This is a genomic window from Streptococcus cristatus (assembly GCF_963529205.1).
Classification (GTDB): domain Bacteria; phylum Bacillota; class Bacilli; order Lactobacillales; family Streptococcaceae; genus Streptococcus; species Streptococcus cristatus_O.
Window position 1 is genome coordinate 1 of record NZ_CAURYF010000040.1, and the last position, 13,159, is coordinate 13,159.

Annotated in this window: 12 protein-coding genes, 3 tRNA genes and 1 pseudogene; 15 read left to right on the forward strand and 1 reads right to left on the reverse strand. The window is 42.5% G+C overall.

All coding sequences use genetic code 11. The features are described 5' to 3' along the window. Positions 1–71 precede the first annotated feature (71 nt). The 13 genes from RWS39_RS08295 (at position 72) to RWS39_RS08355 (ending at position 9,212) form a co-directional block, all read left to right on the forward strand. A tRNA-Gly gene (locus tag RWS39_RS08295) sits at positions 72–142 on the forward strand. Between the two features lie 34 nt (positions 143–176). Further along, a tRNA-Ile gene (locus RWS39_RS08300) sits at positions 177–250 on the forward strand. Between the two features lie 4 nt (positions 251–254). After that, positions 255–342: transfer RNA gene (locus RWS39_RS08305), tRNA-Ser, on the forward strand. A 167-nt stretch (positions 343–509) separates the two neighbouring features. Then, positions 510–1,325, forward strand: a complete 816-nt coding sequence (mreC, locus tag RWS39_RS08310; protein ID WP_314482399.1) for a rod shape-determining protein MreC — start codon at positions 510–512, stop codon at positions 1,323–1,325. A 1-nt stretch (position 1,326) separates the two neighbouring features. Then, positions 1,327–1,827 (forward strand): rod shape-determining protein MreD, encoded by a 501-nt coding sequence (gene mreD / locus RWS39_RS08315; RefSeq protein ID WP_314482401.1) that lies wholly within the window; start codon positions 1,327–1,329, stop codon positions 1,825–1,827. 98 nt (positions 1,828–1,925) lie between these two features. Next, positions 1,926–3,128: a peptidoglycan hydrolase PcsB gene (gene pcsB / locus RWS39_RS08320; RefSeq protein ID WP_314482404.1), complete on the forward strand. Its 1,203-nt coding sequence runs from the start codon at positions 1,926–1,928 to the stop codon at positions 3,126–3,128. A gap of 135 nt (positions 3,129–3,263) precedes the next feature. Then, positions 3,264–4,232: a ribose-phosphate diphosphokinase gene (locus RWS39_RS08325; protein WP_045498384.1), complete on the forward strand. Its 969-nt coding sequence runs from the start codon at positions 3,264–3,266 to the stop codon at positions 4,230–4,232. Between the two features lie 124 nt (positions 4,233–4,356). Further along, entirely contained in the window at positions 4,357–4,992 is a 636-nt protein-coding gene (abpA, locus tag RWS39_RS08330) for an amylase-binding adhesin AbpA (RefSeq protein WP_005591359.1), read from the forward strand. Positions 4,993–5,083: 91 nt separating this feature from the next. After that, positions 5,084–5,914, forward strand: a complete 831-nt coding sequence (gene srtB / locus RWS39_RS08335; protein ID WP_314482410.1) for a class B sortase, LPKTxAVK-specific — start codon at positions 5,084–5,086, stop codon at positions 5,912–5,914. A gap of 111 nt (positions 5,915–6,025) precedes the next feature. Beyond that, the gene (locus RWS39_RS08340; RefSeq protein ID WP_314482412.1) at positions 6,026–7,198 is read left to right on the forward strand and encodes a pyridoxal phosphate-dependent aminotransferase; all 1,173 of its coding nucleotides are present in this window, start codon (positions 6,026–6,028) and stop codon (positions 7,196–7,198) included. Continuing rightward, complete coding sequence (gene recO, locus RWS39_RS08345; protein WP_314482414.1) at positions 7,191–7,988, forward strand: DNA repair protein RecO; 798 nt, start codon at positions 7,191–7,193, stop codon at positions 7,986–7,988. Before RWS39_RS08340 ends, recO begins: the two co-directional genes overlap by 8 nt. Continuing rightward, a complete protein-coding gene (gene plsX, locus RWS39_RS08350; RefSeq protein WP_314482417.1) occupies positions 7,969–8,973 on the forward strand; it encodes a phosphate acyltransferase PlsX in 1,005 nt (334 codons plus the stop codon). Before recO ends, plsX begins: the two co-directional genes overlap by 20 nt. Continuing rightward, positions 8,970–9,212: an acyl carrier protein gene (locus tag RWS39_RS08355; RefSeq protein ID WP_005591354.1), complete on the forward strand. Its 243-nt coding sequence runs from the start codon at positions 8,970–8,972 to the stop codon at positions 9,210–9,212. Before plsX ends, RWS39_RS08355 begins: the two co-directional genes overlap by 4 nt. A gap of 67 nt (positions 9,213–9,279) precedes the next feature. Here the strand turns inward: RWS39_RS08355 and RWS39_RS08360 are convergent, their stop codons facing one another. Next, positions 9,280–11,226 carry a GBS Bsp-like repeat-containing protein gene (locus tag RWS39_RS08360; protein ID WP_314482422.1) on the reverse strand — a complete coding sequence of 649 codons (1,947 nt, stop codon included), beginning with the start codon at positions 11,224–11,226 and terminating at the stop codon, positions 9,280–9,282. Between the two features lie 375 nt (positions 11,227–11,601). Between RWS39_RS08360 and purD the strand changes: the two genes are divergently transcribed. Together purD and RWS39_RS08370 are read left to right on the forward strand one after the other, a co-directional pair. After that, positions 11,602–12,867: a phosphoribosylamine--glycine ligase gene (gene purD, locus RWS39_RS08365; protein WP_314482424.1), complete on the forward strand. Its 1,266-nt coding sequence runs from the start codon at positions 11,602–11,604 to the stop codon at positions 12,865–12,867. Between the two features lie 215 nt (positions 12,868–13,082). Continuing rightward, positions 13,083–13,159: pseudogene (locus RWS39_RS08370) on the forward strand (5-(carboxyamino)imidazole ribonucleotide mutase); the annotation flags it as partial.

Below are 13,159 nucleotides of genomic sequence, written 5' to 3' on the forward strand. Positions count from 1 at the left end.
AGCAATGGATTGAAGCTCCATGTGTCGGCGGTTCGATTCCGTCTCGCGCCATTTTTATTTATAGTATTTATGCGGGTGTAGTTTAGTGGTAAAACTACAGCCTTCCAAGCTGTTGTCGCGAGTTCGATTCTCGTCACCCGCTTTGAACAATAGTTCATACCAAGTTTTTATAACTTGGGCGCGTAGCTCAGGTGGTTAGAGCGCACGCCTGATAAGCGTGAGGTCGGTGGTTCGAGTCCACTCGTGCCCATTTTGGAGAATTACTCAAGAGGCTGAAGAGGACGGTTTGCTAAATCGTTAGGTCGGGTAACTGGCGCGGGGGTTCGAATCCCCCATTCTCCGTAAATAAGGGAGTTTAGCATTTGCTATCTCCTTTTCTTGTTTTATAATGTTTTTATTTTGTAGAATTGTTTCTTATTGTTTATTTGAACTCGATTAGTTGAATTGTTATAGTCTGTTCTGGATTCATATAAGCATTTTTTAGGGATTTACTGATTTCGGAGATTGGAATGAATAAATTAAAGATGTCTAAATTTTTGATTTCTATTTTGCTATTGGGGATTGTTATGATAAGCTTGATGCTTTCCCCTCTTTCAATATGGATTGTTTCTGTGACTGGTGATTTTTTGTCCAGTGTTGATCGGGTAGTTGCTATTCCTTTTAACTATTTTGCTAAGGAAAAGAAAAAGGTTGTTCAGTTAATAGAGACCTATCAAGAAAATGAGACCCTAAAAGGAACAATTTACAATCTTGAAGAGAAGGCAAATAATTCTGATGCCTTAAAATTGGAGAATGAGCAGTTGCGTTCCCTATTAGAGTTACGGAATAATGATCAAAGTGCTGTCAAGATTGCTGCAGAAGTTATTTCTCGCTCTCCATCTACTTGGAAGAATGAATTAACTCTTGATAAGGGACAGTCAAGCGATGTGACAACCTCCATGTTAGCTATTTCTAATGGTGGTTTGATCGGAGCAGTTAGCAGTGTTTCCGACTCTTCAAGTGTTGTTAGTCTGCTTACAAATGAAAAGAATGCTAGCTCTATTGCAATTAAGATTCAGACAAAGACTGGCTTTGCCTATGGCATCATTGTTGGTTTTGACACTGAGAAGTCAGCTTTTATCGTCAGTCAGCTAAATACGGTGGAGGGAATTGAAGAAGGAGCAACTGTAACGACAAGTGGTCTCGGCTCTTATAATGCTGAGAATGTCTTGGTTGGTCAGGTTTTATCAATATCAGCTGGTAAGGACCAATTAAACAAAGAAGTTTTGGTGAAGCCCGCTGCTGATTTATCTGATATTCAAGCGGTTCTGTTGGTGAGAAATTAGTATGAAAATTCTAAGAGGAACTTTTTTTACGGCTTTGTTTTTATTTCTGATCTTCTTCATTGATGGTCAATTATCAAGATGTCTTGTAGATCTTTTTGCTGAGAAGTGGCATCCGGCAAGTCATATTTTATTGTTCTTTACGGTTTTCTTATTTTTAAACTTTTCAAAGGAATATATTTTTTTCCTCTTCTTTACTCTAGGTCTTTTTTACGATGTTTATTATCTACATGTGATTGGGCTTTTCACCTTCATCTTGCCTCTACTGACAGTTGTCATCTATCATTTTCTTTCTGTGTTTTTGCTAAATCGTTGGACACGCATTTTAGCAATCATTATGATTGTCTTCTTTTTTGAAATGATTAGCTTTGCTTCTGCATCCTTATTGCACTTAGCGAGCTTTACATTCCCTGATTTTATTATCTATGCTTTGGTGCCAACTTTAGTATTTAATGCCTTTCTTTTTCTATTGTTACAGCCTTTGTTTGAAAAAGTCTATTTATGATGATTTAGAAATAGAAATGTAACGAATGCGTAATATATAGCCAGAATTTTTTTGATATACTATATAATGTCTTAGTAAGAAGGAGTGTTAATATTTTTATGAAGAAAAAGCTACTTACATCAGTTTTATTGAGTGCGGTGATCCTTTCTCAAGGTGCTGCGCTAGTAAATGTTAAAGCTGATAGTACAGATGATAAAATTGCAGCTCAAAATAGTAAAATTGACAGTTTAACAAATCAACAAAAAGCGGCACAAGCACAAGTTGATGAAATTCAAAAACAAGTTTCAGCTATTCAAAATCAACAAGAAGTGCTTCAAGCAGAAAATGAAAAATTGAATGCTGAATCTGCGAAACTCACTGCTGAAATTGAAGAGTTATCAAAGAATATTGTTGCTCGTAATGAGTCTCTTGCAAATCAAGCGCGTAGTGCTCAAACAAATGGTACGGCAACAAGCTATATCAACACAATCATCAACTCTGCTTCAATCACTGAAGCTATCTCTCGTGTAGCAGCGATGAGCGAAATCGTTTCGGCTAACAACAAAATGCTGGAACAACAAAAAGAAGATAAAGAAAAGATTTCTGAAAAACAAGTTGCTAACAATGAAGCTATCAATACAGTCATTGCAAACCAACAAAAACTTGCAGACGATGCTCAAACGTTGACAACTAAGCAAGCTGAACTAAAGGTTGCTCAACTGAACCTTGCAGCTGAAAAAGCAACTGCTGAAAATGAGAAAAATAGTCTCTTAGAGCAAAAAGCAGCAGCTGAAAAAGCAGCAGCTGAGGCAGCAGCGGCAGAAGCAGCATATAAGAACCAGCAACAAGCGCAACAACAAGCGATCCTTGCTTCAGGAAATACAAGCTTCGCAGCACAAGTTCAAGCTGTAAATAATACAGGTGGAACCCCTGCAGCAGAAGCAGCAGTTGCTACATCAGGAGCAGTTGTTGCAACTCCATCATATAGCCTTTCAGCATCAACTTATCCTGTAGGTCAATGTACTTGGGGTGCTAAGACTTTGGCACCATGGGCTGGTGACTTCTGGGGTAACGGTGGCCAATGGGCAGCTAGTGCAGCAGCAGCAGGCTTCCGTACTGGTTCACAACCACAAGTTGGAGCTATCGCATGTTGGAATGACGGTGGATACGGACATGTTGCAGTCGTAACAGCGGTTCAATCTGCTAACAACATTCAAGTATCAGAAGCAAACTATGCTGGTAACCAATCAATCGGTAATCACCGTGGATGGTTTGACCCAACAAATGCACAAGGATACGTAACATACATCTATCCAAACTAATGAAATATGAAGGAGGACGACTTTTCGTTCTCCCTTTTATTTTTTATTGAAAAATTGCTGGAAAAGCGTTACAATGGTAGGTAGGACAAATGTAATTGGTTACAATAAAAGACGATTTAGAATCTGGAGGGAATCATGTCTTTTTCTGATTTAAAGCTCTTTGCTCTTTCTTCTAATCAAGAATTAGCGCAGCGTGTTGCAAAGGAGATTGGGATGCCGCTTGGAAAATCAACGGTTCGTCAATTTTCTGACGGGGAAATTCAAGTAAACATCGAAGAATCGATCCGTGGTAAGCACGTTTTTATCTTGCAGTCGACTAGCTCACCTGTCAATGACAATCTAATGGAGATTTTGATCATGGTGGATGCCTTGAAGCGGGCTAGTGCGGAGTCTATCAATGTAGTGATGCCTTACTATGGCTATGCTAGACAGGACCGAAAAGCTCGTGCTCGTGAGCCAATCACATCTAAATTAGTGGCTAATCTAATGGAGATTGCTGGGGTAGATCGCCTATTGACCATTGATTTGCATGCTGCTCAGATCCAAGGCTTCTTTGACATTCCTGTCGACCATTTGATGGGAGCGCCTTTGATTGCTGATTATTTTGAGCGTCGGGGCATGGTTGGTAGCGACTATGTGGTGGTCAGCCCAGACCACGGTGGTGTCAGCCGCGCTCGTAAGTTGGCGGAATTTCTCAAGACTTCGATTGCGATTATTGACAAACGTCGCAGCGTTGACAAGATGAATACCAGTGAAGTTATGAATATCATTGGTAAGGTGGAAGGTAAGACCTGTATTCTGATAGATGATATGATTGATACGGCGGGGACCATTTGTCATGCGGCAGACGCTTTGGCAGAGTCAGGTGCTGTGGAAGTCTATGCGAGCTGTACTCACCCAGTCTTGTCAGGGCCAGCTATGGAAAATATCCAAAAATCCGCTATCAAAAAACTAGTGGTTTTAGATACTATCTACCTTTCAGAGGACAGATTAATCGATAAGATTGAGCAGATTTCTATCGCTCATCTCTTGGCAGAAGCCATCGTTCGAATCCATGAAAAACGTCCACTTTCCCCCCTTTTTGAAGTAGCAAAAAAGGCTTAAAAGTGCCTTGATCAAGATTTTTTTTAGCAAAAGACTTGACAATTTAAAGAATATTTCATATACTATACATAGTAACGATAGTTACCAAATAAAAAATGTTTTTTATATAAAAAGGAGAAAACAAATGAAAAAAGTTGTACTTTCTAGCGTAGTAGCTCTTTCATTGTTCGCAGTAGCAGCACCAGCGTTTGCTGAAAATCCAATCAACGGTGGAGCAAATACTCCAGGTGCGTATGATTCACGTGAAGCTTATGAAAACCAAACTGAATTCGTAAATGGTCGTAAAGCTAACGAATATGTTGGTGGTCACCAAGATAACGTTGATGCTATCGCATCACAAGACCCAGCAGTAGTTGAAGCTAAAAAAGCACTCGATGCTGTTGAAGGTGGATCACACCTTTACGGTGAAAAGAAAGCTGCTTACGAAAGCGCATTGAACGATGCTCGTAATGCTGTTCGTAACGCTAAAATCAAAGAATCTCAAACAACATACAACACTGCTGACAAGAAACAAGGTTCTTACTACATCTTGAACGAAACTCCAGAACAAAAGAATCGTCGTTACGAAGAAGAACATGGTGTGAAGAACAACCAAGCTGGAGATAAGGCTACAGATAAAGCAGGAGACAAAGGTACTACACCTGCATCTAAAGAAGAAGCAGCTATGACTGAATCTAAAGCTGGTAAAGCTGGTAAAGATGCTAAAGCTGGACAAAAAGCAGCTGGTAAAGCTCTTCCAAAAACATCTGCAGTTAAATAATTTGTTTTAAACAATTGTACTAACGCAATTTATATCACTGAACCTCTGGTTCAGTGATATTTTTTAGAAAGATTTTATAGGATTTTTATCTATGAGAAGAAGAAGACAAAAACGACAGCAGAAAAATTGGAAGATTTTTGGTGGTTTAGGAGCTTTAGTTGTTGCTATTTTAGCAGGGATTTTTCTCGTCCAACAGGTAAACTCTTCGAATTCTGCTGCTAAATCATCCACTAGTCAGGTAGGTAAGGTAACTTATACACCAAGTAAGGAAGAAAAGGAATATCTGACTAATCGTTTTAATGGCTTGAAAGCGATCAATCCTGAAACGGTGGCCTATGTCTATGCTCCTGGTACAGAATTGGACGAGCCAGTTGTACAGACCGGTGATAACTCAACTTACTTGGATAAGACCTTTGAAGGTGGAAATGAGCCTTATCTGGGGACTGTTTTCATGGACACTGATAACAAAAAAGACTTTAGTGACCGTTTGACTTGGCTCTTTGGGCACGCTCGTGGGAGTCAGGTTGGTGACCACCGCATGTTTAATGATGTGAACTATTATGATAAACAGGAATACTTAGATAAGCATAAGTATGTTGTCATTGAAACACCAGAGCGTAAGCTTTACTATCAGGTAATGGGCTTGGTGATCGTTCCAGAAGAGACTGCTTTTTATCGGATTAAGTTCGATGATGATAAGGATTTTGAAACTCAGCTCAAGAATATCTATGAAGCTGCTCGTACCAAAGATCCAAAAATTAAGATTAAGGCTAGCGATAAGTACGTTGTTCTGTCAACTTGTCGTGAAGAGGACGAGACGATTCGTTCTAACCTCTATCTACGTCAGATCCCAGACTCTGAACTGCAAGATTTCCTAGCGAAGCATGGGAATGAGCTTACTTATAAAGCGACTCGTGAATAAAAATCAGGATTTCTCCTGATTTTTTTGTTTTTCTTTCTATAAATCAGATGGATTTTTGCGCAGGTGCTGCATTTATAGTATAATAGTTCTATTAGATTATCGGAGGCGGCTATGGATTTGACTAAGAAGTTTAATAAGAATTTAGATAAAATTGAAGTGTCTCTGATTCGTCAGTTTGACCAGTCCATTTCTACGATTCCAGGTGTTTTGCGGCTGACCTTGGGGGAGCCAGACTTTCCGACACCGGATCATATCAAGGAGGCGGCCAAGGCAGCTATTGATGCCAACCAGAGTCACTATACAGGAATGAGCGGACTTTTGGAGCTGCGACAGGCTGCGGCTGACTTTGTCAAGGAGAAGTACCATCTGAACTATCGTCCAGAAGATGAAGTCTTAGTGACTATTGGGGCAACTGAGGCCCTGTCTGCGACTCTGACGGCTATTCTGGAGGAGGACGACAAGGTCTTGCTACCAGCGCCGGCTTATCCAGGCTATGAGCCGATTGTGAATTTGGTTGGGGCGGAGATTGTCGAGATTGATACGACAGAAAACGACTTCGTTTTGACTCCTGAAATGCTTGAGCAGGCTATCTTGGCGCAAGGTGACAAGCTCAAGGCAGTCATTCTCAACTATCCGGCCAATCCGACTGGTGTGACTTATTCGAGGGCGCAGATGGAGGCTTTGGCAGCTGTATTGAGCAAGTATGAAGTTTTTGTCGTTTGTGATGAGGTTTATTCTGAATTGACTTATACGGAGCAGGGGCACGTTTCACTGGCGGAATATTTACCCGAACAGACCATTGTCATCAATGGCTTGTCCAAGTCTCATGCTATGACGGGCTGGCGACTAGGCTTTATCTTTGCACCTGTTGCTTTTACGGCTCAATTGATCAAGAGCCATCAGTATCTGGTGACAGCAGCCAATACCATGGCTCAATATGCAGCTATTGAGGCTTTGACAGCTGGTAAGGATGATGCCCAACCAATGAAGGCGGAATACGTCCAGCGGCGGGATTATATTATCGAACAGATGACGGAGCTGGGTTATCAGATTATCAGGCCAGACGGTGCTTTCTATATTTTTGCCAAGATTCCAGCAGGCTACAACCAAGATTCTTTTACCTTTTTGCAGGATTTTGCTGAGAAGAAGGCTGTGGCCTTTATTCCAGGAGCGGCTTTCGGCCAGTATGGAGAAGGCTATATCCGCCTGTCTTATGCAGCTAGTATGGAAACCATCAAGGAAGCTCTGAAACGGCTTAAGGAGTACATGGAAGAGAATGCTTAGACCGTTAACGAGCAAGAGTTTGATTCTCTATAATCGGAATTTCCGGGAAGATGATAAGCTGGTCAAGATCTTTACGGAACAGGCTGGCAAGCGAATGTTTTTCGTGAAACATGCTGGAAAGTCTAAGCTGGCACCAGTCATCCAGCCTCTGACGGCGGTAGAACTCTTGATGAAAATCAATGACGATGGACTCAGCTATATCGAAGATTACCAAGCTGTGGAAAGTTACGGGCAAATCAAGGGCGATCTCTTTGTCATGGCTTATGCCAGCTATGTGGCAGCCCTAGCAGATGCTAGTATTCAGGACAATCAGCCAGACCCAGCCCTCTTTGCTTTTTTGCAAAAGACACTGGATTTGATGAATCAAGGGCTGGATTATGAGGTTTTGACAAATATTTTTGAAATTCAGATTTTATCTCGCTTTGGCGTTTCTCTGAATTTCCATGACTGTGTTTTTTGCCATCGGACAGGTCTGCCTTTTGATTTTTCCTTTCAATATGGCGGGGTGCTCTGCCCAGAGCATTATCACAAGGATGTTCATCGCAGTCATCTTAATCCCAATATTCCTTTTTTGCTCAATCAGTTTCAGGCGGTTCAGTTTAGTGAGCTGGAGACGATTTCGCTCAAGCCGGAAATCAAGCGACAGATCAGGGACTTTGTAGATCAACTTTATGATGAATACGTGGGTATTCATCTCAAATCAAAGAAATTTATCGACTCTCTGGGTGACTGGGGCAGTATTTTACAAGACAAACATGAGGAAGAACAGCATGAAAAAAATAGCTATTGATGCCATGGGCGGAGACAATGCCCCTCAGGCTTTGGTCGAAGGTGCTAATCAGGCTCTGAGAGACTTCTCGGATATTGAGATTGTTCTCTATGGGGATGAAGCCAAGATTAAACCTCTGTTGACAGCGACAGAGCGCGTCAGCATCGTCCATACGGATGAAAAGATTGACTCGGATGATGAGCCGACCAAGGCTATTCGTAAGAAAAAGCAGGCTAGCATGGTTTTGGCAGCCAAGGCAGTCAAGGATGGAGAAGCAGATGCGGTTCTGTCTGCCGGTAACACAGGAGCGCTTTTGGCGGCGGGCTTCTTTATCGTCGGACGGATCAAAAATATTGACCGACCGGGTCTTTTATCCACTTTACCGACTGTGGATAGCCGAGGCTTTGATATGCTGGATCTGGGGGCAAATGCTGAAAATACCCCTCACCATCTGCATCAATATGCTATCCTAGGTTCTTTTTATGCGGAAAATGTTCGTGGCATTCAGCAGCCACGGGTTGGTTTGCTCAATAATGGCACTGAAGCCAGCAAGGGAGATCCTCTGCGTAAGGAAACCTATGCACTGTTGTCAGCGGATGACAAACTAAACTTCATCGGCAATGTGGAGGCACGTGACCTTATGGATGGAGTGGCAGATGTTGTCGTAGCAGATGGCTTTACGGGCAATGCTGTACTCAAGTCTATTGAAGGAACGGCCATTAGTATCCTAGGCCAGCTCAAAAAGGCTGTGCTAGGTGGTGGTCTCAAGGCTAAACTAGGGGCTTTGTTGCTCAAAGATAGCCTGCAAGAGATGCGCAAGAGTCTGGACTACTCCAGTGCTGGCGGGGCCGTTCTCTTTGGTCTCAAGGCGCCAGTAGTCAAGACACACGGTTCAAGCGATGCCAAGGCCGTATATAGCACCATTCGTCAGATTCGGACCATGCTGGAGACAGATGTTGTCGGAAAATCTGTGGTAGAATTTTCAAAAGAGGTGGATACAGAATGAATCAAGAACAAATTTTTCAAAAAGTAACAGAAATAATCCAAGAACGTCAAGGAAAGGACTTTGTGGTCCAGCCGACTTTGGGCTTAAAAGATGATTTAGGTGCTGATTCTGTTGACTTAATGGAATTTATCCTGACCTTGGAGGATGAGTTTGCGATTGAAATTTCAGATGAGGATGTTGATCGCTTTGAAAATGTCGCAGATATTGTCGCGTATTTGGAAAAGAAACTAGCGAAGTAGGAAATCGAATTCGACTTGAACAGATGAAAAAACCTTGGTTGATAAAACCAAGGTTTTTTTAGTGAATTTATTTTGGATAGATATAGCTGACAGCTCCTTGACCAGCGGCGTAGGGATTGAACCAGCCGCGGAAGTTGCCAATGTACTGTTTACCTGCATAGTTGGATTCTTTGATTTGGATGCGGGTGTTGGATTCGACATGGGTGACAACACCAACATGCCCATAACCACCATCGGTCCAGCAGATGATGGCTCCGACTTGTGGTGTGCTTCCTGTTCGGAAGCCAGCTGCGCGTGCGCTAGCTGCCCATTGGCCGCCGTTGCCCCAGTAAGGACCAGCCCAAGGAGCCAATACTTTTGCTCCCCAAGTACACTGACCATGAGGATAAGAGGAGGCTCCCGCATAATCAGGGGTATAGAGGGTTGGTTCAGGCGTGGTTGGTTTCTGAACCTGATAGCTGGTGCCTGTAAGTCCAGTCATCTGTCCATTGAGATTACGGTAAACATGGGTATGGAAGAGTCCATTTCCAGCATGCTGCTGCGTATTGATGGTAAATTTATACAAGCCATTACCCACTTTGTTAGCAGTGTACCATTTGATGTCATCCTGGCCGTTGACTTCTGACCAAGTTGGTAGAGAAATGGTTCCTGGTCCAAAAGCATCGGAAACGGTCACTTCGTAATTGTAGGTAGAGATTTTATTGACAGAAACCTTGGCTTTGATATTTTCAGCGGAGAGGGTGACGCTGTCTGTCGCATAGTTATGCTCGCTACCATCTTTGTACTTAATGTAGATATGATTGGTGTAGCTTCCAGATAAGGCTTGGTGATTGCGGATATTGAATTGTGCAGTAAAAGTCCCATCTCCATTGTTACTCGCGTCATACCACTTGATATTGCTTTGATTCTGGGTACTCCAAATAGGGACGCGGACGGATTGAATTGCCTTAGATGCCGCAGTTTCGGTGACTTTTACAGTGTAGGTTCCCTCTTCCTGATTGACATTTTCAACAGAGAAAAGCGGTTTTTGGTCTTTTTGAGAAGGAATCTTGCCAGCATCCAGTGTAACACTTGTTCCTGCTAATCCTGTTAACTCAGGTTTAACATAGCTTTCTCCATAGAGATGGATATGGTAGGTTCCTGTGTCGTAATTGTGTTTCTTCAGCTCGACTCTAACGCTATAACTGCCATCAGGATTTTTTCTTGCTTGATACCATTGTAAATCATCTTGTCCCTTATTTTCAGACCAGGTTGGGACATTGACCTTATACATGGATTCAGGAAGATTTTTGATAAGGATTTCCATAATACCAGGTTCAGGGAAGCTTGTCTGAATGGTCGGATTAGGTTTTTCTAGATGGAAAGTGGTGCCCGATTGGTAAATCATTTTGCCATTTTTGTTTTCATAAGTATCTACGAAATATTTTCCATAACCTTTGTGATTAGAAAGTGCAAATTCAGTTGTATCTTGTCCGGCATTATACCATTTTAAGTCATCTTGTCCATTTTCATCAGACCATACCGCATGTAAAATGCGAGAGTTTATCTGGTCTTTATTGCGCTTAAAGTGAATTTGACCAGTTTGTCCGACAATATTAGTAGAGACCTTAACCGCAGGTTTATTAACAGTAAAAGTCGTACCATTCAGGCCTATCATTTTACCGTTAATATTAATGTAAGTATGAACATGGAAGGTGCCATAGCCAGCATGCTGCCGGAGGTCAATGGCTGTGCTGGATGTCTGAGGCGTGGTGTACCATTTCAAATCATCCTGTCCGTTTTCGTCGGACCAGACTGCGTGGGAAATGGTGTAGGGAACCTGAGCTTTGGAGCGAGCGTAATGAATCTGTGCTGTATCTCCAGTGACATTGACGGTCACATTGCTGGCACGATCAGTGGGGCCTAGGACTTTGTTTCCAGCTTCAGTCGATGCAACAGCTTGAGCCGTGGAATGACTAGCAAACAGCCCAAGGACTGCTCCGGATAATAAAAACAGCTTCTGATATTTTTTCATAAATCTCCTTTGAATAAGTAATTTGGATGATTCCATTTAGATTATTCGGGAAAAAATATAAAAAAAGAAAAATTTTAAAAGATGTTGAAACTTGAATTTCTAATTTATTTTAGTTTTATGAAATTTTTGATATTTGAAATAAAAGTAATGAAATAGTCAAAATACAAAAAATAATATAGGTAGATTTTATTTTTCAGAGATGGATATTCCTAACAAAAATAGATATTTCTCTTCTTTTCCTACTTAGAATAGAATAAAACGAACGATTATGATATAATTTAGATGAATGATTCGTAAAAATGGCAATGGTTTTTACGTGATGTGTTGGCTTGGTGCGTAAGCACCTATGATGATGGATGTTGAGGTATCTTAGCTATGAAGCTTTTAGTTGTTGGTTCGGGCGGTCGTGAGCATGCGATTGCCAAGAAGTTGTTGGAGTCTCAGGGTGTGGAGCAGGTCTTTGTCGCACCTGGAAATGATGGCATGACCTTGGATGGGCTAGACTTGGTGAATATTGGAATTTCCGAACATTCTAAATTGATTGAGTTCGCAAAGGCCAACGATATTGCTTGGTCTTTTATTGGGCCAGACGACGCTCTTGCAGCTGGAATTGTAGATGATTTTAATCAAGCTGGGCTCAAGGCTTTCGGACCATCTCGTTTAGCTGCGGAGCTGGAGTGGTCCAAGGATTTTGCCAAGGAAATCATGGTCAAATACGGCGTGCCGACAGCAGCCTATGGCACATTTTCCGACTTTGAGGAAGCTAAAGCCTACATCGAAAAACAGGGCGCTCCTATCGTCGTCAAGGCGGACGGCTTGGCGCTTGGGAAAGGCGTCGTCGTAGCGGAGACAGTCGAGCAAGCGGTCGAAGCAGCCCACGAGATGCTTTTGGATAATAAATTTGGCGATTCGGGTGCGCGTGTGGTCATCGAGGAATTCCTTGACGGGGAGGAATTTTCTCTCTTTGCCTTTGTCAATGGCGATAAGTTTTACATCATGCCTACAGCTCAGGACCACAAACGTGCCTATGATGGCGACAAGGGTCCTAATACTGGTGGGATGGGTGCCTATGCGCCAGTCCCTCATTTACCACAGAGTGTGGTTGACACAGCGGTTGACACTATTGTCAAGCCAGTCCTTGAGGGCATGATCAAGGAAGGTCGCCCTTATCTGGGCGTGCTCTACGCTGGGCTGATTTTGACAGCCGATGGCCCTAAGGTTATCGAGTTCAACTCGCGCTTTGGCGATCCGGAGACCCAGATTATCCTGCCGCGTTTGATGTCTGATTTTGCGCAGAACATCACGGATATTTTGGACAAGAAAGAGCCAGCTATCACCTGGCTGGATGAGGGCGTAACTCTGGGCGTGGTTGTCGCATCGAATGGCTACCCGCTAGACTATGAAAAAGGTGTCAAGTTGCCAGCTAAGACAGAGGGCGACATCATCACCTACTATGCAGGAGCTAAGTTTGCGGAAAATGGCAGAGCACTGCTGTCAAATGGCGGTCGTGTCTATATGCTGGTCACCACAGCAGACACCGTCAAAGAAGCCCAAGAAACCATCTACCAAGAACTATCCCAACAAAAAACAGAGGGCCTCTTCTACCGAACCGATATCGGAAGCAAGGCCATAAAAGATTAACAGATACTAAATTTGTCATGGCGAGCGAAAGCGAGCCAAATCGTCGCAGTAAAAGAAAAACTGTAAGAAAGGAGTATTCAGTTAGCTTTCCTAACTGAACACGGGACTAAATCCCTAGGAAAAAAGATAAAACTACTTAGATGTAACCGTCGTCATTAGTTTTCCTATTTTTCTACGGAATTTTTCGCAAGCGAATCGTCCCTTTGTATCTTAATATGAAACCAATTATTTCCATCATCATGGGCTCCAAATCCGACTGGGCAACCATGCAAAAAACAGCTGAAGTCTTAGA

Coding starts and splice junctions, on each gene's coding strand:
- mreC (WP_314482399.1), top strand. CDS start 510: ATGAATAAATTAAAGATGTCTAAATTTTTGATTTCTATTTTGCTATTG.
- mreD (WP_314482401.1), top strand. CDS start 1,327: ATGAAAATTCTAAGAGGAACTTTTTTTACGGCTTTGTTTTTATTTCTG.
- pcsB (WP_314482404.1), top strand. CDS start 1,926: ATGAAGAAAAAGCTACTTACATCAGTTTTATTGAGTGCGGTGATCCTT.
- RWS39_RS08325 (WP_045498384.1), top strand. CDS start 3,264: ATGTCTTTTTCTGATTTAAAGCTCTTTGCTCTTTCTTCTAATCAAGAA.
- abpA (WP_005591359.1), top strand. CDS start 4,357: ATGAAAAAAGTTGTACTTTCTAGCGTAGTAGCTCTTTCATTGTTCGCA.
- srtB (WP_314482410.1), top strand. CDS start 5,084: ATGAGAAGAAGAAGACAAAAACGACAGCAGAAAAATTGGAAGATTTTT.
- RWS39_RS08340 (WP_314482412.1), top strand. CDS start 6,026: ATGGATTTGACTAAGAAGTTTAATAAGAATTTAGATAAAATTGAAGTG.
- recO (WP_314482414.1), top strand. CDS start 7,191: ATGCTTAGACCGTTAACGAGCAAGAGTTTGATTCTCTATAATCGGAAT.
- plsX (WP_314482417.1), top strand. CDS start 7,969: ATGAAAAAAATAGCTATTGATGCCATGGGCGGAGACAATGCCCCTCAG.
- RWS39_RS08355 (WP_005591354.1), top strand. CDS start 8,970: ATGAATCAAGAACAAATTTTTCAAAAAGTAACAGAAATAATCCAAGAA.
- RWS39_RS08360 (WP_314482422.1), bottom strand. CDS start 11,226: ATGAAAAAATATCAGAAGCTGTTTTTATTATCCGGAGCAGTCCTTGGG.
- purD (WP_314482424.1), top strand. CDS start 11,602: ATGAAGCTTTTAGTTGTTGGTTCGGGCGGTCGTGAGCATGCGATTGCC.